Below are 25,397 nucleotides of genomic sequence, written 5' to 3' on the forward strand. Positions count from 1 at the left end.
CGGGCGGCGGCGCAGCGCCTGAGATCGAGCTCGACGGAACGGCACAGGCTCAGCGCGTCCTGCGGGTCGTCGGCCCGGTGGCCGAACCGGCGGACGAGTATCACCGAGTCGAGGGTGCGGCCTTCGCGGGCCAGTACGAACAGCAGGGTGAGCAGGGCGGCGCGGGCGTTGCCGTCGTCGAACGGGTGGAAGAAGCAGACGTCCAGGTGGGCCCGGGCCGCCCTGGCGGCCAGCGAGGGCCGGCTGTCGGTGGCCTGCGCGAGGCAGGCGTCGAGGCGGGTGCCGGTGTCGGGGCCGATCCCGTAGCGCTCCTCGCCGCCCTTGGCGAAGGCGGGGCGGGTGCGCAGCGGTGGCGGCTCGGGTGTGCCCAGGACGTGCTGCTGCCAGCTGCGCAGCAGCTCGAAGTCGAGCGTGGCACCTCGCGCCGCGTCGGCCCGCACCAGCTCCAGTGCGGTGAGCAGGCCGGCGGCGCGTGCAGGGTCCACGGCGGCGTCGAAGGAGCGGAAGTCCTCCGCCGCGCTGTCGCGGGCGGAGGCCGTCGGCTCGTGGTCCGCGCCGTCCGCGCCGTCCGCGCCGTCCGCGCCGTCCGCGCCGTCCGTGCCGGCCTCGCCGTCCGGCCACGGCACGCTCCCGCGTACCGCGAGCCAGCGCTCCAGGTGGTCCGGGAGCCCGCCCGGGGCCGGCGACCAGTGGGTGTCCTGCGGGCGCAGCGGGCCGACGAGCCGTTCGGCGACCTCCTCCGCCAGGACGGTGTCCGGCGCGGTCCAGCTCTTGAACCGGCCGCCGGCCGCCTGTCGCACCAGCCGTTCGGCCGTCTCGGGGGCGACGCCCCAGTAGGTGAGGAACCAGCCCAGGACCTGCCGGCAGTGCCCGTACCAGCCGCTCTCGGCGCCGGTCCGGTCGGCGACCTGCAGGATCAGGTTGCGGGCGGCGCGCTCCCACAGGATCCGGTCCGCCACCAGGGTCTCCGGGTCCAGGGGGTAGGCCTCGAACCACCGCGCGAGGTGCTCCAGCCAGTCGCGCCACTCGCACAGCGAGGCCACGACCCGGTCGAGGGTCTGCTCCGCGGTGGTGATCGAGTGCGACCCGCAGCACCAGTTCCCGACCGGCCCGCCGTCGACGTCCGCCTCGCCGACCGACCAGCGCCACCCCGCCGCCCACCGGCCGTAGTGCTCGATCAGCACGTGGGTCATGGCATCGGTCCAGGGCCTGGCCGCCTCCCGCGCCCAGTTGGCTCCGATCGGATCGACGGCGGGGTCCGGCCGGGAAGGCACCCGCCGCGCCGGGCCGAGGGAGCGGACCACGTGCGCGGCCGAAGCGGGGTCGAAGGGGTGGGCGGCGGGGTCGACCTCGTCCCAGGTCAGGCCTGCGGGGTAGAGCGCGTCGGACACCGGGTCAGGGTGCCACGGGGGCCAGGGGTCCGGGCAACGCAATTTCCGCCCGCACCGCCCGTACCGCCCGTACCGCCCGCATCGCCGCAACCGCCCAGGGGCACCCGCGAGGGCTGTGCGACCCCGCTCCGGCCCCACCGGTTCCGGGAGGGTGGCGACGCGGCCCGGTCCGTGCTGCGACACTGTCGATCATGACAGACCACAGCCCTCTCGTAATGCCCACCTTCTCCGCGACCGCCGCCGACACGCCCCTGCCCACCCAGTCCGGCGCGCGCCGGCCGCCGCTCGAGCAGGGCGCCGACTTCCGGCAGCCGCCCGGCGAGACCGCCGCAGTGCCCGCCCCGGCCCGGCGTCCGCTCGCGGTCGGCGGCCTGACCTTCTCCGACCCGGACCGCCAGATCTGACCACCCGGCCGCCTGCCGCAGGCTCCTGACCTGCGACGCTGTCCTCGACGACGGCGAGCAGGCGAGCAGGCGGGTGCCGCCGGAGCCGAGGAGTACGAACTGCGGCTGCGGATCGCACCGTGTAGTCGGGGGCGCCGTGGTTCTCACGCGGTGAGGGTGCCCAGGGCGTCCCGCGCGGCGGCGGTGGCGGCGGCCTCGGCCTCCGAGGGCGGGACGTCCTTCAAGGTGTAGCCGGAGCGGGTGGACGCCTGGTAGTTGACGGTGATGAGCGCGTTGCGCTGGAGCACCACGAGTTCGATGCGGCCGTAACCCCACGCAACGGTGTAGAGCAGGGTCGCCTTCTCCCCGATGCCGGGGACTGACCGGTCGTCGGTGATCTTCATGGTGCCGGCGCTGGTGGCCGCCGCCGTCCGGGCGCTGCTCAACGTTTCCTGGTAGATGCTGTCGGTGCTTGGGGACAGCGTGACCAGGACCTGCAGCATGGTCAGGCCCGAGTCCTGGCTGGTCCAGCTCCCGCCCGTCACCGGTATGCCCCCGATCGGCTTCTGCTCGGTACAGGGGGCGCCCTTGGCATAGCGGGCGACCGTCTCGGGGTGCACCAGCGAGCAGCCGGCCGCTGAGGCGGTGTAGAGCGCCGCGGACGGGGACGCCGGGCCGGAGGACGCGACTGCGGCGGAAGAGTTCGCCGCGGACGAGGCGGTCACGGTCGGCGTGACGAGGTTGGCCACCAGGCCCAGGACGAGCGCGGCGGCGCCCGCGCCGGCCGTGATGCCCCCGAGCAGCCAGGTCCACCGCCGGGCGGGCCCGCCCGGGCGCAGGTCCGCCGGGTCGGGGAGGGTGGCGGGAACGGCCTGGGCCGGCAGGGGGCTCGTGCGCGGGAGGGTGGGCAGCGGCTGGGTCGCCGGAGGGGTGTCCTCGATCTCGGCCATCTCGTACGGAACCCTTCGAAGGCTGTCAGCCGCCGGCTGACAGGTGGTAGGCGGTCAGGGTGGGCCCGTAGCCGACCAGCAGGGCCGCGTCCTGGACCAGGACCTGCGGGTCGCCGGGCTGGCGGGCGAAGGCCTGGTGCCACTGCGGGCTGCCGTCGGCGCCGGCCAGCGACTGGAGGGCGATCCCGCCCGTGTCCGTGGGCGCGGTGACGAGGACCGAGTTCCCCCAGGAGCCCCGGACGGTGGCGGCGCCCTGCGCCGACGGCCAGGTCCACGCGGTGGCCCCGGTGCGCGGGTCGGTGCCGGACGCGCCGTGCGGGCCGCCGGTCGCGACCAGGGCCGCGACGTCCGCGCACCCGGTGATCGCGCCGGTGTGGGTGCCGCTCCACAGCCGGGCGCCCGTGGTGTCGAAGGCCGCCGTCGGGATCTGCCCGTCGGTGGCCGTCGTCCCGGAGACGGGCAGGCAGGTGAGCACCGCTCCACGGAGCGCGAGCGAACCCAGGTAGGAACCGGCGGACATGGTCGCCGAGGCCGGCGGCAGGCCGCTGGGCCGGCTCCACAGGGCGGTTCCGCGCCCGCCGTCCACGGCGGTCAGGGCGCGGTCCGGGTCCAGGGCGTACAGGCTGGTGCCGCTCGGCGGCGCGTACAGCTCCTGGGCGTCCAGCGACCAGCGTTGGCGCCCGCTCGCGCGGTCGAGCGCCAGGAAGCGGAAGGCGCCGCCGGCGAGCAGGGCCGGATCGCCGAGGACCGTGACGACCAGCAGGCCCGCCGCGTCCATGCCCTGGACGCGGAAGGAGGTGCCCAGCGCCGCACCGCTCCACAGCCTGCGCCCCGCGGCCGCGTCGTAGCCGTGCAGGGCTCCGTCCGCCCCGGTGACCAGCAGCAGGCCCGGCAGCGGCAGGGCGAGGGCCTGCGCACCGGGGACCGGGTCGGACGAGCGCCACAGGTCGGCGCCGCTGCGCGCGTCGCGCGCCCGCACCGAGCCGTCCTGGTCCACCGACCACACCCGCCCGCCGTCGCCGACCGGGGACGCCCCCGCCTCCGAGGTGCTGGTCCACAGCACCCGTCCGTCGGAGCGGGCGTAGCCGACCGCCCCCGTGCGGTCCGCGCACACCACCGCCGCCGGGCCGCAGGCCACCGGCGCCATCCCGGCCCGGGGGAGGGGCGCCGACCAGGCCTTCGGGGGCGCCCCCGCGTTTCCCGGCCACAGCAGCCGGGTGGCCCCGCCCGCGGCGGCCGTGGCGAGCAGCGCGCCGCCGAGGACGAGCAGCCGGCGCCGGGTGCCGTTCGGATCGCTCAGCACCCGGGCCAGTTCACGCTCACGCCCGCGTACGGTCCGCTCCGCCCCGCCCATCCAGTCGGTGCCGACCGCCGGGCCGTACCGGAAGGCCTCGGCGAGCTCGGCCGGTGCGGGCCGCCGGGCCGGGTCCCGGTCCAGACAGCGCACCAGCAGTCCGGTCAGCTCCGGCGGCGCCCCGTCCAGGTCGGGGGGCTCCTCGGAGGCCCGGTAGACCAGCACCGCGGGCGGCCCCTCGCCGAAGGGCGCGCGGCCGGTCGCGGCGAAGGCCAGTACGGCGCCCAGCGAGAACAGGTCGCTGGCGGGGGTGAGGGTGCGGCCGGCCGCGTGTTCGGGGGACATGAACCCGGGTGTGCCGATGATCTGGCCGCTCGCGGTGGGCAGCGCGTCGGCCGTCGGCTTGCTGATCCCGAAGTCGATGACCCTCGGGCCGTCCCGGGCGACCAGGATGTTGGAGGGTTTCAGGTCCCGGTGGATGATCCGGGCGCGGTGGACGGCCGCGAGGGCCTCCACCAGGCCCGCCCCCAGGACGTGGAGCGCGGGCCGGGCGAGCGCGCCGTGCCGCGCCACCGCCTCGTACAGTGACGGTCCGGCGACGAACTCGGTTGCCAGCCAGGGGAGTTCCGCCTCCGTGTCGGCGTCCACCACCGCCACGGTGTAGGCCCCGTTGACCGATCTGGCCGCGGCCACCTCCTGGGCGAACCTGCGCCGGAACTCCGGATCGGCCGCGTACTGCTCCTGCACGGTCTTCACCGCGACCGGGCGCCCGCTGCCGGTGGCGGCCAGGTAGACGGCGCCCATGCCGCCCGCGCCGAGTCTGCGCAGGACGCGGTACGGGCCGATGCTGCGCGCGCTCATCCGGCACCGGCCCGGAAGGCGCGCAGCGTGGTGGCGGAGGCGCAGTAGAGCGTCGGGCCGTCGGCCGCGGTGGTCCACAGGCCCTCGTCGGAGGGCGGCCGGGCCACCCAGCGGACCGTGCCGCGGGCGGCGTCCAGGACGGCCGTCCCGTACGGCCCGCCCGGCAGCGGGACGGCGAAGAAGCCGTCACCCGCGGACGGAGCCCGGAAGTCCCCGCTCGCACTCGGAAGGGTCACGGCCGCCACGGTGCAGTGCCACAGCCCCCGGCCGGTCGTGACGTCCAGGCAGTAGGCCGTGCCCTGGGCCCCGGACAGCAGCAGCCGGTCGCCGCCGAGCGCACAGCCGAAGACCGCCTGCGGGACCGGGGGAGCCGTCCAGCGCTGCCGCCCGGTCGCCGCCTCCACGGCCACCACCGTCCGGTTGGCGACGACCACCAGCAGGTCGCCGGTGCGCAGCAGCCGCGCGGGCACCCCCGCGCCCGTGGGCGCGAGGCCGGCGGCCTGCCAGCGGGACTCGCCGGTGCGCAGGTCCAGCGCGTGCAGGACGTCACCGTCCCGGTAGTAGCACCTGCCGTCGGCGACCAGGCCCATCGCGCTGCCGGAACCGCTGCACAGGGACTCCGAGTGGCGGGCCATCGACACCGCCAGGTTCTCGGCGACGTCGTGCTGCCACAGCACCTCGCCGCTGCCCGCGTCGGTCCCGGCGAGGAGCCCGCCGCCGGTGGCGGAGGTCTGCCGGGCCGTCACCACGGTCCGGTCGTCCGCGCCGAAGACCCGCAGGGTCATCGCGGCGTACATGTGCTGGTCGGCGGGCACGGCGAGCGGGATCCGGTGGGTCTGCGCCGAGGCGTCCAGCCACACCAGGCTCGCGAAGTCCGTGGACGTCCCGTAGAGCAGCCCGCCCTGCGCCTGGACGAACTGGACCTCCTGCTGGGACCACGCCGTACGCCCCGTCGAGGGGTCCACGCCGGTCGCGCCCGTGCCCTCGGTCCACCACACCGGTGTCGAGCCGACGAGGGACAGCTGGTGGAGGACCGTCACGCCGCTGAACGGCCGGCTCCACAGCGGGGCCGGCGCACCGGGCGAGGCCCCGGCACTGCCCGCGCCGCCCGCGTCGGCTCCCCACGCGTCCACGGGGTCACCGACCGTCGCCGCCCCGGCCGCCGCCCGGGCCCGGCGGGTGAGCAGCAGCGGCACGCCCACGGCCGCCGCCGCGCCCGCGCCGAGCCCGGCACCGAGGCCGAACAGCCCGCGCCGGCTCAGCGACCGCCACGCCCGCACCGCCCGCGCGGGCGGATCCGCGGGCGGCGCCGCCAGGTCGATCCCGGCCTGCCGCTCCCGGGCCTCGAAGTCGGCCAGCAACCCCGGACTCAGCAGCGCCGCCGGATCGGCCGGGGCCAGCGCGGCCAGCACGGCCGCCGCCGTGGGCCGCCGACCCGGGTCCTTGTCCAGGCACGCGGCCACCAGCGGGCCCAGCGCGGCGGGCACCCCGGACAGGTCCGGCCACTCGTACACCACCCGCCGGTTGATCTGCGCGGGCTCACCGGCGCCGAAGGGGGTACGGCCGGTGAGCGCGTACACCAGCAGGCAGCCGAGCGAGAACACGTCCGAGGAGGCGAAGGTGACGGACGCGGAGACGACGCGCTCGGGGGCGATGTAGCCGGGGGTGCCGCACACCATGCCGGTCCGGGTCAGGTGGACCGCGTCGAAGGCCCGGCTGATCCCGAAGTCGATGACGCGCGGACCGTCCCGCGCGATCAGCACATTGCCCGGCTTGAGGTCACGGTGCACCACCCCCGCCGCGTGGATCGCGGCCAGGGCCTCCGCCAGCGCCGCCCCCAGCGCCCGCGCACCCGCCTCGCCCAGCGGGCCGAACCGCCGCACCACCTCGCCCAGCGACGGCGCCGGCAGGTACGCCGTGGCCATCCACGGCCGCGGACCGCGCGGCTGGGCGTCCACCACGGGCGGCGTGTGGAACCCCGTCACCCGCCGGGCGGCCTCCACCTCCTGCTGGAACCGGCGCTGGAACTGCGGGTCCTCGGCGTACTCGGGCCGGATGACCTTCACCGCGAGCAGCCTCAGCCCGGGCGAGCGGGCGAGGTACACCACCCCCATCCCGCCCTCGCCCAACGGCCGCAGCAACTGATGGGGGCCCACGAACACGGCCGCCCGCGCCCCGGTGCCCTCGCTGTCACCCTTGGCAGCCACCAAGCCTCCCCCGTGCCCTCGCCGCCGTCACCAGACAGAGTGGCACGGACAGGTCATCCGGTGGACCCCTTCCGTCCATCGAAGGCCCCCGTCCGGCGGGCGGGAGGGAATCGGCATGCGCGGGATCACCATCGGACTGGCCGTCAGATTTCCTCTCCCTCAGGCCACTTCGCGATCGGCGCCGCTCGGCCGGAGCCGCCGGTGACCACGCTCGACGAACTGCGCGGCCTGCGCCGGCAGGCCCTCGCCCGCGCGAGCCACCCGGCACCGCCCGGCACCCGCTGACGGGCGCCGGGCGGGGTGCTCAGCCGGCCGCGCGGTAGGCCTCGCCCATCCGGTTGGGCGTCGCCCGGTGGTAGAGACCGGTGCCGCCGCGGTCCGCGGAGAGGGTGAACCACGCGTAGCGTTCGACGAAGGGGAGCCCTTGGAGCATGGCGGTCGACTTCGTCACGAACGCGGCCTGCTGCTCCGGCGTCGGGTACCTCGGGGTGCCGCCGGAGAAGTCGATCAGGGCGTACTCGGTGAGCCAGATCGGCTTCTTGTAGCGGTCGTGGACGGCCTGGAGGTAGCTGCGCAGCTGACCGGTCGCGGCATCGGCGCGGAAGTCCGAGCCGTACCAGTGCAGGGGGATGAAGTCGACCTTGTGGTGGCGGGCGGCGGCGCCCTTCATGAACTGGTCGAGCCAGCCGCCCGCGACGTCGCCGCCGCCCGCCACCGCGGGCGCCCCCAGGCGCATCCCGGTCGACTGGAGCCGGGGCCACAGGTCGAGGGCCTGGGAGACGCTCATGGAGGCCTGGCCCCGCAGGTCGGGCTCGTTGAACCCGAGCAGGGTCGTGCCCTCCTTCCGGGCCGTCGCGAGCTGCGCGTCGGTCACCGAGCCCGCACCCCAGATCATGGGGACGAACTCGACGCCGGCCGGCGGCCTGATCTGCTGCCGGTCCGAGGCCCAGGTGTAGAACCAGCCCACCCTGGCGTCGGCCATGGCCTTGGTGACGTCGGTGAAGTTCCAGGCGCTCACGCCCTTCTTCTTCGCCGGGGCGGCGGACGCGTCGCCCGTGGTGCCGACCGTGAGGCAGGTCAGCACGGCGAGCAGGGCGGCGAACAGACGTGTTCGACGTGGCAAGGCGTTCCTCTCCTTCGATCAGGCGGTCGTGCCGGGGCGCTCACGCGGCCGGGGCGCTCACGCGGAGGGCCCGAAGGTGACGGTGAAGCCGCTGCAACGGCTGCACTGCTGCATCACCTTGTTGCCCGGGACCTGGTCCTGCTTGGACCACGTGTAGGCCTTGGGGCACTTCGCGCTGAGCGCGCGGCTGTAGTCGCTCTGGGCGTCGCGGCTGGGGTTGGTGCACAGCAGCGGCTTGCCGTCCGGCCCGCGCGTCAGGTCGGCGGGCGGGCAGGAGGGCAGCAGGTCCTTCGCGCAGCCCCGGGTGTCGCAGCCCCCGCCCGCCGGGATCGAGGCGTTCACCGGGGTGATCGTGACCGGCAGCGAGAACGCGTTCACGTAGCTCACGTCGTACCAGGGGGCGGCGCCGTCCTTGGCGTCGAAGTTGAACTCGGCGAGGCTGGCGGGCTGTTCGCCCGTCGTGCAGTGGTCGGCGAACGGGCCGCAGTCGCCCACCCGGCAGTGGAAGCCGTTGCCGGAGGCCCCGCCGCAGTCCTGGCGGGCGAAGAACTTCCCCCGCCAGTGGAACGGGGCGGTGGTCTCGGGGATCGTCACCGTCGCCGACTGCCCGGGAGCCAGGACCGGCAGCCGGGTGAACTGCTTCGACCCGTCGGCGTTGACGCCGCTTCCGATCCACAGCCGCTGCGACGAGTGGTTCACGAACGTCACCGTGTGGTTGACCGCCGCGACCGCGACCGAGGCGGGCCCGGTGCGGGCCGGCGCCGCCGCGCCCGCACCGGGCAGCACCACGGTCAGGGTGGCGGCCGCCGCCGCGACGAACAGCCTGGTCAGGAACCTTCGCATGACGTCTCCGTTCCGTTCCGTTCCGCTCAGCAGGTCTTGTCCGGGTGGTCATGGGTGATGGCGCAGATCATCGCCTGCGCCCGGCCGTTGGTCGGGTACCTGCGCCGGAGCTCGTCCTTGAAGTCGTTCCACTGGCGGGTGATGTCCTTGACGGCGAGGTCGTAGGCGCGGTCGAAGTTGTGGCCGACGGCCGAGCGCGGGGTGTCCTTGGTGTCCTTGTTCAGCACTCCGTCGTGGGTGACGCGGTTCGCGCAGTCGGACACCGTTCCGCTGTGGTCGCGGTCCGGGTAGCAGCCGGTCGCCAGGTCGTGCGGGATGTGGGCGGTGGCGTCCTTGGCCCAGTCGGGCCTGCTCATGGAGCTGTAGCGGGCGATGGAGAAGAACGCGGGCAGGTCGGTCCTGCCCAGGCCCGGGGGGTTCTTGACGCCGACGGCTCCCGGGCCGGCCTGGTCGACCCAGTTGCTGTGGGCGTAGAAGTCCTCGATCTGGTGCCAGCCGCGGCCCAGGTCCTCCAGCACCTCGCACTTCGCCCGTCCCGGCCGGTCGTTCCAGTCGCAGGCCGGGGAGATGGCGGTCTGGGCGGCGACGACGTGCCCGTTCGCGTCGACCAGCCGGTCCGCGGCGGCGACGGCCCGCTTGAAGTTGTGGACGGAACTGTCGACGCAGTCGATGATCTCGGCGTCGGCCTGCCCGCGGGTGCGGGGGTAGCGGCTGTCGTACCGGGGGTCGAGGTAGTCGGCGTTGTCGCAGTGCAGCTTGCCGATGCCGAAGTACTCGCCGTGGTCGTTGGCGACGATGGCGCCCGAGTTCCCGTCCGCCATCGCCGTCAGCGAGGCCGGGTGCCAGCCCGCGGCCCCCAGGGCGGCCCGGGTGATCCTCTCGTGGTTGCCCCCGCTGAAGGCCTGCGCCGGTGTCGCGGCGCCGAGGGCGACGGAACACAGCAGCGCGACGCAGGCGGCGCCGGGAACGCGCAGGCGCTGCCGACGGGAAGCGGGGCGGGGATCCACGGGCTCTCCAGGGTGTGCGACGGACGTCTTCAACATGCGGGCGGGCGCGGCGTCCCGTCCGTACCGCGCGAGTCCACGGCGGAATCCGGTGACGGACCGTCATGGACCGGGCAGCTCGTACGTACGCTAGCTGTCATGTCCGCATCGCGAAAGGCCGCCCGGCCCGCCGAGAAGAGTCGGAGCTGTCGGGTGCGGAGGTGGTCCGTTCCGCAACGGTGCACGGTTGGTTGATTGTTGGGTCGCTGTTGGAGCACCCTGCCAGCCTCGTGGCGTCACCGCGTGACCGGTCCGGCAGCGAAGCCGGGCCGGTCACGCGCACCCAACGCCAGAGGCAGGACACGTGAAGATCAGAGTTCCCCGATTCCGCCGGATCAGAGCCGGCCTGACCGTCGTCGCCATGTTGGTGGCCGGCCTGTCGTTCTCCGCCGGCCAGGCGTCGGCCGACGTGCATCCCTTGGCGTTCCAGATCCAGAACAAGGCGACGGGGCTGTGCCTGGTGGGAACCACCGACATCGGTGCGTGGCCCGTCGCACTCCAGCCCTGCGGCAGCAACGACAACCAGTACTTCGTCACCGGGTACCAGAACCAGATCGTCGACGGCTCCATGTACTACGGCGGTTCCTGCCTGGCGACGGACGGCTCCAACGTCCTGACCGTGGGCTGCGGCAGCCACGACTACGGGCTCGCCTGGATGGAGCTGGGGGTGGACGGCCGCTGGACGAGCGTCGCCAGCCCCAAGGGCTGCTACCTGAAGGTCGCTCAGGGCAACCCCGTCTGCAGGACCGGCTTCCAGGGCGATGACGCCCAGTGGCGCATGATCAGGACGCACTGGGACCACCACAAGGGCACCGAGGCCGGCAACGGCCGCGTGAAGTGGGCGGACTTCTGGGGCCGGGGCAAGGACGACTACATCACCATCGGCGCCACCGGCGCCGTCACGGTCTGGCAGAACAACGGCGGCGACGGCCGCGGCGACTGGGGTTCGCCCGTCCAGGTCGCCGCCGGCATCACCGCCGACCCCAACCGCGTGCGCTTCGCCGACTTCGACGGCGACGGGCTGCCCGACTACATCGCCGTCAACCCGGACGGCTCGGTGCACGTCTACCTCAACCGCGGCGGCGACACCGGCGGCGGCTGGCAGGACATGGGCACCGTCGCCACCGGCGTGACCACCGACCTCAGCCGGGTGCGCTTCGCGGACATCGACGGCGACGGCCGGGCGGACTACAACGTCATCAACGCGGACGGCTCGGTCACCACCTACCTCAACCGCGGCGGCGACACCGGCGGCGGCTGGCAGAACATCGGCATCTCCGCCACCGGCCTGACCACCGACCAGAGCAGGGTCCGCTTCGCCGACCTCGACGGCGACGGCAAGGCCGACTACACCGTCATCAACGGCAACGGCTCGCTCACCGCGTACCGCAACGTCGACGGCCACGGCCAGTGGTCCGCCATGGGCCAGATCGCCACCGGCGTCACCACCAACCAGAACGCCGTCGTCCTCGCCGACTTCACCGGCGACAACCGGGCCGACTACATCACCACCAACCCGAACAACTCGGTCAACGTCTACCGCTACGACGGCGGCAGCAACTGGACCAACCTCGGGCAGGTCGCCACCGGCGCCTGACACCCGTGACCGGCGCCGGCCACCCGTCGCCGGCGCCCGAGGGGGCTCCGGTCCGTCAACCGGAGCCCCCTCCGCAACCGAACGACCGCACGTCATGGGGGAGACCTTGAAACGCATCCTGGCCCTCGGCCTGAGCACCCTGCTCGCCGCAGCCGCCGCACCGGCCGCCCACGCCGCCGCACCGGCCGCCGCGCACGCCGCCACGCCGGCCACCACCACTACCACCACTACCGCCGCACCCTCGCTGCGCGTGATGCCGCTCGGCGACTCGATCACCGCGGGCGCCGGCAGCGCCACCGGCTCGTCCTACCGGGCCCCGCTGTGGAGCCTCGTCGCCGGCCAATCCCGTTACACGGTACGGTTCGTGGGCTCCCAGGCCGGCGGGCAGCTGCCCGACCTCGCCCACGAGGGCCACTCCGGCGACATGGTCGACGACCTGCGCGCCGGCATCGACCAGTGGCTCGCCGCCGCGCACCCGGACGTCGTCCTGCTGCACATCGGCGTCAACGACCTCGACCGCGGCGCCGACCCGGCGCACGCGCCCGAGCGCCTCAAGGCCCTCCTCGACCGGATCTACGCGGACCGGCCCGGCACCGCCGTGGTCATGGAGGGCGTGATCCCCACCACCCAGGGCCTCCAGGAGTCCCCGGCCGTCTACAACGACCGGGTCCGCCAGCTGCAGGCCGTCGAGGCCCAAGCCGGGAACTCCTTCCGGTACGTGGACCCGCCCGCCCTGGGCCCCGCCGAGATGTCCGACCGCCTCCACCCCAACGACAGCGGCTACCGGCGGATCGCGCAGGCCTTCTACGGCGGGCTGGACCAGGCGTTCTCCGACGGTGCGGCGCGGGCATCCGTGGCCTCCGACACCGCCAGCGAGTCGGGCGGCCTCGGCCGCGTCCGGTACGCCGACTTCGACGGGGACGGCAAGGCCGACTACCTCACCATCGGCGCCGACGGCGCGGTCGACGTCTGGCTGAACAAGGGCGGTGACGGGCACGGCGGTTGGCAGCCGCTCGGCCAGGTCGCCACCGGTGTGACCACCGACCCGGCCCGGGTGCGCCTGGCCGACTTCGACGGGGACGGCAAGGCGGACTACGAGGTGATCAACCCGGACGGCTCGGTCCGCGTCTACCTGAACAAGTACACCGGCGGCCAGGGGAGTTGGCAGGACATCGGGGTCGTCGCCACCGGTCTGACCACCGACCCGACCAGGGTGCGCCTGGCCGACTTCGACGGGGACGGCAAGGCCGACTACGAGGTGATCAACCCCGACGGCTCCGTGCACGCCTACCTCAACAAGTTCACCGCAGGTCAGGGGAGTTGGCAGGACCTCGGGACCGTCGCGAGCGGCCTGACCACCGACCAGAGCCGGGTGCGCCTGGCCGACTTCGACGGCGACGGCAGGGCCGACTACGCCGTCATCGACCCCAGCGGCGCCGTACGGATCTGGCTGAACCGCGGCGGCGACACCGGCGGCGGCTGGCTGGGCATCGGCCAGGCCGCCAGCGGCCTCACCACGGACCAGAGCCGGGTGCAGTTCGCCGACTTCGACGGCGGCGGCAACGCGGACTACATCCGCACCGACCCGCCGTCCAACGCCGCTCTCGTCTACGCCTGGAACGGCGGTGACGGCCGCGGGGGCTGGACCGGCCTCGGCCAGGTGGCCGGCGGAGTGCCCACCGGCTGACCGTACGCGTCCGTACCGCGCGGCCGACCGTACGTGCCCCGCGCCGTGCGGCCGACCGTACGTGCCGCGCGTGCCGCCCGGGCCCCCGGGCGGCACCGGCACGTTCAGCGCCGCACGCCCCGGAGCTGTTCGAGGCCGTCGAGGCTCCGCCGGAGCAGGGCGGGGATGGAGTGGTCCCGGCTGATCCCGGCGGCCTGCTCGAAGCAGGTACGGGCCTGCGGGAGCCGGCCGAAGTGGGCGTGGGCCCGGCCGGTGATGATCAGGCAGTCGGCGATGCCGCTCATGTCCCCCAAGCCGCGGCGGATCGCCAGCGACTCGTCGAGAGCGGCGAAGGCGTCCTCCTGCCGGCCCAGTCCGACCAGGCAGTCGCCGATGTTGGCCAGCGTCACGGCGACGTGCGTCAGGTTGCCGCGGGCCCGGCAGGCTTCGAGGACCCGGCGGAAGTGGGTGAGGGCGGCCTCGAAGTCCTCGTTGCGCAGGTACGCCGTGGCCAGGGCCGCCCGCACCCTGATCGCGCCCTCCTCCGCTCCCGTCCGCCGCTGGAGGGTCCAGGCGTCCTGGGCGTACTCCAGGGCCCGGCCGCCCTCGCCCCGCTGACCGAGGGCCATGGACAGGTTCGCCAGGACGGTGGCCCGGCAGACGTCGTCATCGTGTCCGCCGTCGAGGACGGCGAGTGCGGCCCAGGTGGTCTCGATCGCCTGGTCGTTGCGGAAGGCCATGCCGTGGGAGGCGCCGAGCCGACGCAGCGTCCACGCCTGGCCGAGGCGGTCCCCGCGCTCCTCGGCGGACCTCAGGGCGAGGTTCAGGCAGGTGTCCCACTCGCCCGTCCACCAGAAGGTGTTCGCGTACCCCATGAGCCAGATCGCGAGCCGCCAGGTGAGATCGGGGCGGGAGGAGTCCGCGGCACGGCGGATCACCTCCTTGATGACGGGCAGTTCCCGCCGGCACCAGTCCAGGGCGTGCTGGGGGTCGGTGAAGACGGGCACCGGTGCGGCGGGAGGCTCGGCCAGGCGCGGCGCGCCCGCAGCGTCGACGGCCGTGCCGGCGGCCTCCAGCGCGAGCGCGTACCAGACGCCCAGCCGCAGCGCGGCCTCCTCACGGGCCCCGGCGCTCTCCTCCTCCAGGGCGCGCTGGGCGGCGAACTCCCCGAGCAGGTCGTGGAAGCGGTAGCGCCACTGCTCCGGCGTCTGCACCAGGTGGACGTCCGCTAGCAGTTCGAGCAGGTCCGCGGTGTGCTCCCGGGGCCGGTCCAGCAGGGCGGCCGAGGCGTCGACCCCCAGCGTGTGGCCCGCCCACAGGCCCAGCAGCCGGAAGGCCCGGGCGGCCTCGCGCTCCAGCGGGTCCTCGCTGTCGCGGATGGCGAGGTAGCTGGTGGCGAAGGTGGTCTCGACGGCCAGCCGCCCCACCGACAGGGCGCGCAGCCGCCCCCGGCTGTCGTCCAGGCGCCCGGCCAGGGCGCCCAGGCTCCAGGCCGGACGGGAGGAGAGCCGGGCGCCGGTGATGCGCAGGGCCAGGGGCAGGCCCGCGCAGGCGGCCAGCAGGCGCAGCGCACCGTCCGGGTCCTGCCGGATCCGCTCGGGGCCGCAGAGCCGGGAGAGCAGGGCGCGCTGCTCCTCGACGTCGAGCGGGGCGAGGGAGAGCCGGGCGCCCGCGGGCAGGTCGGGCAGGGCGTTGCGCGAGGTGACGATCACGGCGCTGCGGCAGCCGCCCGGCAGCAGGGGCTCCACCTGGGCGGCGTCGCGGGCGTTGTCCAGCACCAGCAGGACGCGGCGCTCGGCGAGGGCGGTGCGCAGCAGGGCGGCCCGGTCGTCGGTGTCCTCGGGCAGCGGCCGCACCGCGGCGCCGGGGCCCGAACGGCGCCCGGCCTGCCCTGGGCGGTCGGGGTGCTCGGTCTGCCAGGTCTGCCAGGTCTGCTCGGGGAGGTCGGGGAGGTCGTCCAGGGCGGCGAGCAGGGCGGCGAGCAGCTCGTGCGGGTCGCGGGCGGGGGCGGCGCCGAAGCCGCGCAGGTCGGCGTGGAGCTGGCCGTCGGGGTAGTGGTGCCGGACGGCGTGGGCGGCCTGGACGGCGAGAGCGGTCTTGCCGATGCCGCCCATGCCGGAGACGACCGCGACCCGGGGGAGGGCGCCGGCGGGCTCGGCCGCGAGGAACTCGGTCAGGGCTCGCAGGTCGCCCTCGCGGCCGGTGAAGTCGGCCAGGGCGGCCGGGAGTTGGGCCTGCGGGCGGACGGTTCTCACGGGCCGCCCGGTGGCGCCGGGCTCCCCGCCCCCGCCGCGTCCGCCGTGTTCCGCACCGCCCGCGCGGCCCTCACCGCCCGGGCGTTCCCCGTACTCGTCCTCGTCGCGCAGGACCCGCTCATGGGCCGTCCGGACGGCGAGCCCGGGCTCGATGCCGAGCTCCTCGACCAAGGCGCGGCGCAGCCGCTGGTGGACGGCGAGGGCCTCGGAACGCTGCCCGAGGCGGTGCAGGGCGCGCATCAGCTGGGCGTGGAAGGCCTCGTGCAGCGGGTGCTCGTTCGCCAGCGCGGTCAGTTCGGGCACCAGCCCCCGGACACGACCGAGGCGCAGCTCCGCCTCGATGCGCCACTCCAGGGCCTCCAGTCGGGCCTCCTGCCACTGGCGACGCGGAACCTGCGCCTCGGGAAGGTCCGGGAACTCGCCCAGCGGAACGCCGCGCCACAAGGCGAGCGCCGCCGCCGACTCCTCCCGTACGGCGTCCCAGTCCTCCCGCAACAGCGCCTCGCGGGCGCGCCGGACACCGAGGTCGAAGACCCGGGCGTCCACCTCGCCCGCGGCGACCTCCAGGACGTAGCCGAGCGGGGTGGAACGCAGGCGTTCGCCGCGCTCGTCGCCCAGCTGCGCGCGCAGACGGGCCAGCATGTTGTGCAGCGAGGCACTCGAGGAGGCCGGCGGGCTGTCGCCCCACAGGGCGGTCCTGAGCCGGTCCGACGGCACGGGCCGGTCGGGCTCCAGCAGGAGCACCGCGAGCAGCGTGCGGACCTTGGCGCCGCCGACCGCCCGCTCCTGGCCGCCGATGCGGACGAGAAGCGGGCCGAGCAGGCTGAAGTACATCGTCGATCCCCCGGTCTGACACACCCCGCCGGCTGTTCGTGCGCGGTGATCACGGACACCGTAGGGACGGGTGCCCGGGGTGTTCAAGAGGGCTCACCCCGCGCGCTGCCGCCGCCCGGCGCCGTTCGGCGACCGCGACCGCCCCGCCGCTGCTCCCCGGCCGTCGGTCTGGTCGGCCGTCAGGCCTTCCCACCGCGGCCCGGTCTGGCGGGCCGGTACGCCTCGGCGCCCGGCGGGCGGCTCGGGGCGGGGGAGGTGCTCGCCCGCGCCGGGGCCGCCGGGGCAGCGGTTGTCGGTCCGGGGACGAAGGATGTTATCGTCAAACTGACCTTAACCCGGGGTCGCCCGCCGTTTCGCGGGTGGAGCGGCCCGCCCGGCGCGGGCGGGTGGTGCTTCGGGAGGCGGACGCTCGAGATCGTCGGCGGTCCGGCCCGGCCCGGGCAACAACCATGGTCATGCATGTCGAAACGACCGAGGAGGAATCAGAGCTGTGCGGGTGATGAGGAGGGGCGTCGTGGCGGCGGCCGCGGGGGCGGCGCTCGCGCTTGCCCTGGCAGGCTGCGGCGGGGAGTCGCACGGCGGCGGGGAGCCCCACGGCGGCGATGCGGCCCGGAGCGGGAACGAGGCGGCGACGAAGCGGGCCGACGCCCGGACCGACGCCCGGACCGTCCTGATGGCCGCGGCCAGGAAGACCGCGGAACAGGCCTCCTACAAGACGGTCCAGACGGGCGGGGGCGGATCCGACAGGTCCGAGATGTTCTTCCAGCAGCAGCCGTACGCCTCGGCCATCAAGTCCTGGGGGGAGAAGTCCGAGGACAACCCCAGCGGCTTCAACCACATCATCGCCACCGGCGACGGCATCTACATGAAGTCGGACCACGTCCCGGGCAAGAGCTGGTACCGCATGGACCAGAAGACGGCCGGCAGCCCCGGCAACGCACGGGCGGCGGGGTTCGTCAACGAGATCGCGGGCTCGCTCGCCACGACCGGGTCCACCTCCTGGGTCGGCGAGGAGCAGGTGGGCGGCCGGCCGGCCGACCACTACCGCGGCACGGTGGTCTTCGACGAGCTGGCCCACTACAGCGGGCCCGCCATCAAGGACGAGGTGCGCGACTACTACGTCCAGCTGGCCAAGCGGCGGGGCGAGACCTCGGCGGTCCTCGACATGTGGGTCGGCAAGGACGACCTGGTGCTGAAGGCGCAGCAGGTCACCACCGGCAGCAAGGGCCGCAGCGAGGTCGTCGAGGAGTACTCCGACTTCGGCGCCGTTCCGGCCATCACGGCGCCCCCGGCCGACACCGTCGCCACCTGGGACGAGTTCGTCGCCGGCAAGGCGAAGCCGTAGCCGGGAGCACGGCCGCGTAGGCCGCCGCCCGTACGCGCGGGACGCCCCGGTGGCCCCGCCGACCGGTCAGACCCGGTGGCGTGGTGTGAGCAGACCGCTCTCGTACCCGACGATCACCAGCTGGACCCGGTCCCGGGCGCCGAGCTTGTCCAGCAGATGGCTCAGGTGGGTCTTCACCGTCGCCGCGGAGACGCGCAGTTCCTGCGCGATCTCCGCGTTGGACCGTCCCACGCCCACCAGTTGGAGCACCTGCCGCTCCCGGCCGGTCAGACCGTCCAGCACGGGCGGCGGACCGGTCGGTTCGGCGGCCGGACGACGGCAGAACTCCGAGATCAACCGCCGGGTGACGCTCGGCGAGAGCAGGCTCTCCCCTGCCGCCACCACCCGGATCGCGTGCAGCAGTTCGGCGGGCGGGATGTCCTTGAGCAGGAACCCGGCGGCTCCGGCCCGCAGCGCCGCGAAGACGTGCGCGTCCAGGTCGAACATGGTGAGCATCAGGACCCGCACGTCCGGGTTCCGCCCACAGATCGTCCGGGTGGCCTCGATGCCGTCCGTGCCGGGCATCCGCACGTCCATCAGCACCACATCGGGCTTCTGCTCGGCCACCGCCTCGATCGCGGCGGCGCCGTCGGCCGCCTCACCGACCACGACCAGACCGGGTTCGGCGTCGATCAGCATCCGGAAGCTGCCGCGAAGCAGCGCCTGGTCGTCCACCACCAGGACACGGACGGGCTCGGTCACACGGTCCTCCACCACACGTTCGTCGTTCCGCCCCGGGGCCGGGGCGCCCACCCGGCCGGTCCGGCGCCCCGGCCCTGGGCACGGGCACGGGCACGGTCCATCATGCCGGTCCTGATCAAGGATCCTCCCTCGCCGACGCCACGGCCCGGTACGGCAGTTCGGCCCGGACGGCGAAGCCGCCCCCGGACAGCGGCCCGGCCCGGAAGCGTCCGCCGAACAACTCCACCCGCTCCCGCATGCCGATCAGGCCATGGCCGTGACCACTCCCGCGACCACTCCCGTGCCCGTCCGCCCGGTCCGCCCCGGCGGGCCCGTGCCGGGCCGGATGCCCGCCGGGCCGGCCCGGTCGGCGGACGCTGCGGCCCCCCGCACCACCCTCGTCGGTCACCTCGATCCGCAACTCCCGCCCATCGGCGACCAGTTCGACCCGGCAACGGGTCGGCCCGACATGCTTGAGCACGTTGGTCAGGGCCTCCTGCACCACCCGGTACGCCGAACTCTGCACCCCCTGCGGCAGGTCGGCGGTGCCCTCGGTGCGCAGCTCGGCGGTGAGCCCGGCCGCGGTGGCACCGGCCACCAGCCCGGGCAGCGCCGCGAGCCCGGGCGCCGGCCGGAGCCCGTCCGCTCCGTCGGCCTCCGGCTCGGACCCGCCCGCCCGCAGCACACTGAGCATCTGCCGCATCTCGCTCAGCGCCGAGCGGCTGGCCGTCTCGATCACCTGCAGGGCCTCGCCGGCCCCCTCCGGGTGGGCGGCCAGCAGGTGATTGGCCACCCCGGCCTTCACCGCGATCACCCCGACGTGGTGCGCCACGATGTCGTGCAACTCCCGGGCGATCCGCAGCCGTTCCTCGGTGACGGCCTCCGCCGCGACCCGCCGGGCCGAACGGGCGGCGTGCGCACGACGCTCGCGGACCGCCCGGCCGAGCACCCAGGCCATCCCGGCCAGCGCCAGGCCGGCCACGTGGAGCACGAGGTCCTGCCCGCCGCCGGCCGGGGAGCCCGAGACCAGGAGCAGCACCGACACACCGGCGCTCACCACCCCGATCACCGCGGTGGGCACCCGCCGGGCCGGGACGGCGACCGCCACCTGGTAGAGCGCGAAGGCCACCGCGAGGAACGGCTCCCGGACGGCGCCGGCCACCGACGCCACCACCGAGGCCACCGCGACCACCGCACAGACCGCGGCCGGACGGGCCCGGCGCAGGGCCAGCGGCAGCCCCATCGCGGCCGCGAGGGCGATCCGGGCCGACCACCCGCCGTAGCAGCCCCACGCCGGACCCGGCAACGCCAGGAACAGCGCGGTCAGCACCACCGCCGTCACGCCGTCGACCGCCACCCACTCGCCCCGGCGCAGCGGCCGGACGACACCCTCGCGGTACAGCGTCGGCCAGGTCGGCGGGAATGGGGCCATGCGCCCCACCGTATCCACCCGACCACGCGCACACCTCAGCCCGGGGAATGACCAACCACGGTAGGAGACGGCGCCGGTGGAGCCGCCCCGCCTCCACCGCACGGCGGAGGCCACAGGTCGGATCGCCGGCCGATGTGCCACGGCGCTGCCCCACGGCAGCCTGATGCCGTGATCGAACTACGGCAACTGACCAAGCGCCATCGCGACACCGTCGTCGTCGACGGCCTCACCTTCACGGTCCGGCCGGGCCGGGTGACCGGCTTCCTGGGCCCGAACGGGGCGGGCAAGTCCACCACCCTGCGGCTGATGCTCGGCCTGGAGCGCCCCGATCGGGGCCACGTCCACTACGAGGGCAAGGCCTACCACGAACTGCGCGAACCGCTGCGGCACGTCGGCGCGCTGCTGGAGGCCAAGGCGGTGCAGAACAGCCGCACCGCCTACCACCACCTGCTGTGGCTCGCCCGGACCAACCGCATCGGCCCGGCCCGGGTCCGCGAGGTACTCGCCCTGGTGGGCCTGGAGTCCGTCTCCTCCCGCCGGGCCGGCGGCTTCTCACTCGGCATGGGCCAACGGCTCGGCATCGCCGCCGCACTGCTCGGCGACCCGCCGACGCTGCTGCTGGACGAACCGGTCAACGGCCTCGACCCGCAGGGCGTGCGCTGGATCCGCACGCTGCTGCGGGGCCTGGCCGCCGAGGGCCGGACGATCCTGGTCGCCAGCCACCTGATGAGCGAGATGGCGATCACCGCCGAGCACCTGGTGGTGATCGGACGCGGCAGGCTGCTCGCCGACACCGGCATGGACGACTTCATCGCCGACAACTGCCGCCCCCAGGTCCTGGTCCGCACCTCGCAGCCCGACCGGCTGCTGGGCGCCCTGACCCGCGCCGGGCTGACGGCACACCAGGAGGAACGCGGCGCCGTGGTCGTCGATGACGCCGGAACGCAGCAGGTGGGCCGGATCGCCGCCGAGGCCGGACTCGTCCCGGGGGAACTGACCACCCGCACCGCCTCCCTGGAGGACGCCTTCCTCCGCCTCACCGGCGCCGCCGCCCAGTACCGGGCCGAGGCCCCCACGGGGACGGACCGCCATGCCCTCTAACGCACCGACGGCCGTGCTCCGGGCCGAACTGACCAAGATCGGGACGGTCCGCTCCACGCTCGTCCCGCTCGCCCTCGCCCTGGTCGTCAGCGTCGGGACCGGCGTGGTGAACGGCGCCTCGGCCCGCTCCGCGATCGACCGGCACAGCCCCCTGCTGCGCCCCGACTTCGATCCGGTGGACGCCGGCTTCGTCGGCATCCAGCTCGGCCAGCTGGCCCTGATCGCCTTCGCCGTCCTGCTGGTCTGCACCGAGTACGGCAGCGGCATGATCCGCACCTCGCTCGCCGCGGTACCCAGCCGCGGCCTCTTCTACCTCGCCAAGATCACCGCCGCCACCACGGTGGCCCTGCTCGTGGCCGTACCGACCACGTTCCTCGCCTTCCTCGCCTCCCAGACGGCCCTGGGCCCGCACGGCGTCGAGCTGAGCCACCCCGGAGCGCTGCGCGCCGTCCTCGGAGCCTGCCTCTACCTGACCCTCATGTGCCTGTTCTCGCTGGGCATCGCGACGACGCTGCGCAGCACGGCACTCTCCCTCCCGCTGCTGTTCGCCCTCGTCTTCGTGCTCACGCCGGTGGCCAACGCCGTCCCGGCGCTGCGCACCCTCGCCCGCTACCTGCCCGACCACGCCGGCGCCGAGGTCATGAAGGCCGCTCCGGGCCTCAACCCCGGAACGGGCCTGCTGGTCCTCGCGGCCTGGACGACGGCGGCCCTGCTGGCCGGCTACCTCACGCTGCGCAGCCGTGACAGCTGAACGATGGTTCCGCACCGCCTTCCGTCCGCGCACCCGGTTCCGGGAGGGGGCGACGGTGACGCTTCCTCAGATGCGTCCGACCTGCCAAGATCCGCTGGTGAAACACGTGACCTACCGTCTCCATCCGGCACAGATACGCCGTCAGTGGATCTTCTCGACGCTCTTCCTGGCCGGTGGCGCCTACCTTCTCCACCGCGGTTCGCTCCTCCCGATGAACGTCCGGACCGCCGCCGTCATGGCTTTCGGCGTCCTCCTGATCATCAGCGGGCTCCTCCAGGTGAGGGGCGCCTTCAGCAGCGTGAGCTTCGACGAGCGCGAGATCTGGTGGACCGGGGCCCTGGGCTCCCGCAAGCGGTTCGCCTGGGCGGACGTCACCAACGTCGCAGTCGGGAAGAACCGCAACCGCCCCGACTCCGGGGACGTCGTGCGGGTCACCCACCGCGAGCACGGCGACTTCAAGCTGCCGGCGGTGATCGGCATGCCGGGCGCCTGGCGCGACCCGGACTTCGAGACCAAGGCGGCCGCCACCATCGCCACCTGGCGTGCGGCGGCGGCGAAGGCCACGGCCGAGCCCGCGACGTAGCCGGGGCCCATGCGGCCCGGCCCCTCGTCTCCCGCTGCACCGGGCGGGGGGGGCCGACCCCGCCGCCCGGCGGCCGGTGTCGGCGCCCCGGCCTACGATCGTTTGATGAGTGTCTTCGCCCCGGGGTTCCTGCGTCACGTCCAGGTCGAACCGGGCCCCGAGGCCGGCGGCTACCCGTTCGACCTGCCCGTGGTCGCCCGCCTCGCCGAGTCGGGGCGGATCGAGTTCGCGCCCGGGGCGACGTTCCTGGTCGGCGACAACGGCTCGGGCAAGTCCACCCTGATCGAGGCGATCGCCACGGCCGCCGGGTTCAACGCCGAGGGCGGGTCGAAGTCCTTCCGCTTCGCCACCCGCTCCAGCGAGTCCGTCCTGGGGGAGCACCTGGTGCTGCGCTGGAACCGGCGCCCGCGCACCGGATACTTCCTGCGCGCGGAGAGCTTCTACAACGTCGCCACCGAGATCGAACGCCTGGACCGCGAAGGCCCGACCCCGCTGCTGCCCGCCTACGGCGGCCGCTCCCCGCACGAACGCTCCCACGGCCAGTCGTTCCTGGACCTCGCGCTCCACCGCTTCGGGCCGAACGGCCTCTACGTCCTCGACGAGCCGGAGGCGGCGCTCTCCGTGCAGGGCTGCCTGGCCCTGATGGTCAGAATGCGCGAACTCATCACCCAGGGAAGCCAGTTCGTGATCGCGACGCACTCGCCGATCCTGCTCGCCCTCCCCGGCGCCCGGATCCTGCAACTCGAAGCCGACGGCACCATCGAGCAGGTGGGATACGACCAGGCCGAACCCGTCACGCTGACCCGCGCCTTCGTGAACCGGCCCGAGCGTTTCCTGCGCGACCTGTTCGGCGAGGACGAACCGGGCCCGACGGACGCATCCGGACCGTCCTGATCGACAGCAGCCTCGTCGCCGACTGCCGTGCCCGTGCCTGTGCCCGCGTCGGCGCGCCGGGTGCGTTCGCCCGGGCCCGCCGGCCCTGCGACCAGCCCCTCTATCTCCAATGGCCATTGTTCCTAGAATGGCCGCATGGAGCACATCGAAGCGATCGCCGCCCTGCACGACCCCGTGCGCCGCCGCCTCTACGAGTACGTGTCGGCCCAGGGTCGCGAGGTGGGCCGGAACGAGGCGGCGGAGGCCGTCGGGGTGGCGCGGACACTGGCGGCGCACCACCTGGAGAAGCTGGTCGAGGCCGGGCTGCTGGAGAGCGGCAGTCGCAGGCTCACCGGGCGGTCGGGGCCGGGGGCGGGGCGGCCGGCGAAGGTGTACACGCGCACGTGCGCCGAGCTGGGGGTGTCGCTGCCCGCGCGCGACTACCGGACAGCCGCCGAACTGCTCGCCGAGGCCGCCGAGCGGGCCGGGTTGGACGACGGGCTGCGCGCAGCCGCGCGGCGGAGGGGAGAGGCCGAGCGCGGAGCGGCCGCGCCCTGCGGGGGACTCGACGAGGCCGTCGCGCTGCTGGCCGCCCGCGGGTACGAACCCCGCCTGGAGGAGGGGGCCGTCCGCATGCGCAACTGTCCCTTCCACTCCGTCGCCGAGCGCTTCCCGCCCCTGGTCTGCGGCATGAACCTCGCCCTCCTGGAGGGACTTCTCGGCGCGGACGGCACCCTCCGTGCCCGGATGGACGCCCGGCCGGGGGAGTGCTGCGTGGTGGTCGAGCCTTCTAAAAACAATACTGATTGACATAGAAAGAAGGCCCGTGCTGGGATGGCGCCATGACCTCCCACCACCTCGCCCAGTTCAACGTCGCCACGCTCCGCCACCCCGTCGACGACCCGCGCATCGCGCCGTTCGTCGAGATGGTCTCCCCGATCAACGCTGCCGCCGACACCGCCCCCGGCTTCGTCTGGCGGCTCACCGCGGACGGGACGGACGACGCGAGCGCCCTGCGCCCGGCGGGCGAGGACGTCGTCGTCAACATGTCGGTCTGGGAGAGCCAGGAGGCGCTGTGGGAGTTCACCTACCGCAGCGGGCACCTGGAGGCGATGCGGCGCCGACGCGAGTGGTTCGAACGCAACGTCGAGGCGCACCTGGTCCTGTGGTGGGTCCCGGCCGGACACCTGCCGGACATCGACGAGGCCCTGGAACGACTGGCCGACCTGCGCCAGAACGGTCCCTCCCCACGCGCCTTCACCTTCAACTCCCCTCGCACCCCGGACGCAGCCCCGCCACTCACGGGCGCGTGAACGGCCGCTCCCGCCGGCCTGAGGACCGGCCCCCCGGGGGGGCAGGTCCTCAGGCCGTCCAAGTTGCGGGCGTTCAACCTGCGGCGGTGGAGCGCCGGCGCGTGCACGCCGTTCGGTGGGCCGGCGGCCCCGGTCAAGGAGCCGTGTCCGTGGCGACTGAGAGCACGCGCGCAACAGCACGGATCGCTGCGGGCCTGACGTTGTCGCTGTCCGTGGTCATCGGCCTCAGCGGAACGGCCGAGGCCTCCATCAGCGCCCCTTGTGTGCAGAAGGGGTCGGCACGGACCCGCGGTTTCGTGTGTTCAGGCCTTCCTGAACGATGTCGGCCTCGGCCACAAGATCGCCGTGGACGGCGACTTCGGGCCGGACACGAAGAGCACGGTCGAGGACTTCCAGCGCGCGTACGGCAACGGCCTTGACATCGACGGCATTGTCGGGCCCAGGACCGGCACCGCCCTGTGGAACTCGTACTGGAAGATCAATCCGCTGGGCGTCATGGACTATTGCCACGACTACATCCCGACGACTTCGTAGCTTCGCCGATGATGCCAGACGGCCCTGCCACTCCTGCGAAGGAGCGGCAGGGCCGTCTGGCGTCGTGGACGCCGTCGATCGCGAACGCCCGCAGCCGGCGCCGCTGGTAGCCCGTGCCCGCGGTGTACGCGAGATGGGCGGCGGGCCGGTGCACCCCGGCGCCGCCGCCGGGCAGCTCCGGAGCGCGGCGGCGGCCTGGGGCCCCGGATGCTCTTATGGATGTCAAGCAGCGATGGTGAGCTGCTCGGTGGTGGTGCTCGGTGTGCTGGGCGTGGTCAGGACTCGGTAGATCTCTCGG

At 74.3% G+C, this 25,397-nt stretch carries 21 protein-coding genes; 11 read left to right on the forward strand and 10 right to left on the reverse strand.

The genetic code is table 11. The features are described 5' to 3' along the window. A partial coding sequence (locus tag ACFC1T_RS36130) for a Fic family protein (protein WP_375896385.1) occupies nt 1-1,391 on the reverse strand: 1,391 nt, incomplete at its 3' end. A gap of 215 nt (nt 1,392-1,606) precedes the next feature. Between ACFC1T_RS36130 and ACFC1T_RS36135 the strand changes: the two genes are divergently transcribed. Next, nucleotides 1,607-1,795: a hypothetical protein gene (locus tag ACFC1T_RS36135; protein ID WP_375896387.1), complete on the forward strand. Its 189-nt coding sequence runs from the start codon at nt 1,607-1,609 to the stop codon at nt 1,793-1,795. A gap of 143 nt (nt 1,796-1,938) precedes the next feature. Here the strand turns inward: ACFC1T_RS36135 and ACFC1T_RS36140 are convergent, their stop codons facing one another. The 6 genes from ACFC1T_RS36140 to ACFC1T_RS36165 form a co-directional block, all read right to left on the reverse strand. Further along, nucleotides 1,939-2,724, reverse strand: a complete 786-nt coding sequence (locus tag ACFC1T_RS36140) for a hypothetical protein (RefSeq protein WP_375896390.1) — start codon at nt 2,722-2,724, stop codon at nt 1,939-1,941. A 25-nt stretch (nt 2,725-2,749) separates the two neighbouring features. Beyond that, nucleotides 2,750-4,879, reverse strand: a complete 2,130-nt coding sequence (locus ACFC1T_RS36145; protein ID WP_375896392.1) for a protein kinase — start codon at nt 4,877-4,879, stop codon at nt 2,750-2,752. Then, nucleotides 4,876-7,086 carry a PQQ-binding-like beta-propeller repeat protein gene (locus ACFC1T_RS36150; protein ID WP_375896394.1) on the reverse strand — a complete coding sequence of 737 codons (2,211 nt, stop codon included), beginning with the start codon at nt 7,084-7,086 and terminating at the stop codon, nt 4,876-4,878. Before ACFC1T_RS36150 ends, ACFC1T_RS36145 begins: the two co-directional genes overlap by 4 nt. 304 nt (nt 7,087-7,390) lie before the next feature. After that, the gene (locus ACFC1T_RS36155; RefSeq protein WP_375896396.1) at nt 7,391-8,209 is read right to left on the reverse strand and encodes a glycoside hydrolase family protein; all 819 of its coding nucleotides are present in this window, start codon (nt 8,207-8,209) and stop codon (nt 7,391-7,393) included. A 57-nt stretch (nt 8,210-8,266) separates the two neighbouring features. After that, nucleotides 8,267-9,052, reverse strand: coding sequence for a thaumatin family protein (locus tag ACFC1T_RS36160; RefSeq protein WP_375896399.1), 786 nt, complete (start codon nt 9,050-9,052; stop codon nt 8,267-8,269). A gap of 26 nt (nt 9,053-9,078) precedes the next feature. Beyond that, a complete protein-coding gene (locus tag ACFC1T_RS36165; RefSeq protein WP_375896401.1) occupies nt 9,079-10,059 on the reverse strand; it encodes a hypothetical protein in 981 nt (326 codons plus the stop codon). Between the two features lie 397 nt (nt 10,060-10,456). Between ACFC1T_RS36165 and ACFC1T_RS36170 the strand changes: the two genes are divergently transcribed. Then, nucleotides 10,457-11,692, forward strand: a complete 1,236-nt coding sequence (locus tag ACFC1T_RS36170) for an FG-GAP-like repeat-containing protein (RefSeq protein ID WP_375896403.1) — start codon at nt 10,457-10,459, stop codon at nt 11,690-11,692. 106 nt (nt 11,693-11,798) lie between these two features. Next, nucleotides 11,799-13,379 (forward strand): FG-GAP-like repeat-containing protein, encoded by a 1,581-nt coding sequence (locus ACFC1T_RS36175; RefSeq protein WP_375896406.1) that lies wholly within the window; start codon nt 11,799-11,801, stop codon nt 13,377-13,379. Nucleotides 13,380-13,483: 104 nt separating this feature from the next. Here ACFC1T_RS36175 and ACFC1T_RS36180 read toward each other — a convergent pair whose 3' ends face one another. Beyond that, complete coding sequence (locus tag ACFC1T_RS36180; protein WP_375896409.1) at nt 13,484-16,447, reverse strand: BTAD domain-containing putative transcriptional regulator; 2,964 nt, start codon at nt 16,445-16,447, stop codon at nt 13,484-13,486. A 514-nt stretch (nt 16,448-16,961) separates the two neighbouring features. Here ACFC1T_RS36180 and ACFC1T_RS36185 point away from each other — a divergent pair. Next, nucleotides 16,962-17,792 (forward strand): hypothetical protein, encoded by an 831-nt coding sequence (locus ACFC1T_RS36185; RefSeq protein WP_375896412.1) that lies wholly within the window; start codon nt 16,962-16,964, stop codon nt 17,790-17,792. 66 nt (nt 17,793-17,858) lie between these two features. On the opposite strand, the gene ACFC1T_RS36190 is transcribed toward ACFC1T_RS36185, so the two are convergent. Next, a complete protein-coding gene (locus ACFC1T_RS36190) occupies nt 17,859-18,533 on the reverse strand; it encodes a response regulator (protein WP_375896414.1) in 675 nt (224 codons plus the stop codon). 115 nt (nt 18,534-18,648) lie between these two features. Further along, nucleotides 18,649-19,944, reverse strand: coding sequence for a sensor histidine kinase (locus ACFC1T_RS36195; RefSeq protein WP_375896416.1), 1,296 nt, complete (start codon nt 19,942-19,944; stop codon nt 18,649-18,651). 168 nt (nt 19,945-20,112) lie between these two features. Here ACFC1T_RS36195 and ACFC1T_RS36200 point away from each other — a divergent pair, with 168 nt between their 5' ends. From ACFC1T_RS36200 to ACFC1T_RS36230, 7 genes are all read left to right on the forward strand, one after another. Next, nucleotides 20,113-21,045 carry an ATP-binding cassette domain-containing protein gene (locus tag ACFC1T_RS36200; protein WP_375896418.1) on the forward strand — a complete coding sequence of 311 codons (933 nt, stop codon included), beginning with the start codon at nt 20,113-20,115 and terminating at the stop codon, nt 21,043-21,045. Next, nucleotides 21,035-21,796, forward strand: a complete 762-nt coding sequence (locus ACFC1T_RS36205) for an ABC transporter permease (RefSeq protein ID WP_375896421.1) — start codon at nt 21,035-21,037, stop codon at nt 21,794-21,796. Before ACFC1T_RS36200 ends, ACFC1T_RS36205 begins: the two co-directional genes overlap by 11 nt. 106 nt (nt 21,797-21,902) lie before the next feature. Beyond that, the gene (locus tag ACFC1T_RS36210; protein ID WP_375896424.1) at nt 21,903-22,379 is read left to right on the forward strand and encodes a DUF308 domain-containing protein; all 477 of its coding nucleotides are present in this window, start codon (nt 21,903-21,905) and stop codon (nt 22,377-22,379) included. Nucleotides 22,380-22,484: 105 nt separating this feature from the next. Next, the gene (locus tag ACFC1T_RS36215; protein ID WP_375896427.1) at nt 22,485-23,273 is read left to right on the forward strand and encodes an AAA family ATPase; all 789 of its coding nucleotides are present in this window, start codon (nt 22,485-22,487) and stop codon (nt 23,271-23,273) included. Between the two features lie 135 nt (nt 23,274-23,408). Beyond that, entirely contained in the window at nt 23,409-24,062 is a 654-nt protein-coding gene (locus tag ACFC1T_RS36220; protein WP_375896429.1) for a helix-turn-helix transcriptional regulator, read from the forward strand. Between the two features lie 32 nt (nt 24,063-24,094). Continuing rightward, on the forward strand, nt 24,095-24,565 hold the full coding sequence (locus ACFC1T_RS36225) for a DUF3291 domain-containing protein (RefSeq protein WP_375896432.1): 471 nt from the start codon (nt 24,095-24,097) through the stop codon (nt 24,563-24,565). Nucleotides 24,566-24,826: 261 nt separating this feature from the next. After that, entirely contained in the window at nt 24,827-25,099 is a 273-nt protein-coding gene (locus tag ACFC1T_RS36230) for a peptidoglycan-binding protein (protein WP_375896435.1), read from the forward strand. Nucleotides 25,100-25,397: the final 298 nt, after the last annotated feature.

It is taken from the genome of Kitasatospora sp. NPDC056076, from assembly GCF_042266305.1.
Classification (GTDB): domain Bacteria; phylum Actinomycetota; class Actinomycetes; order Streptomycetales; family Streptomycetaceae; genus Kitasatospora.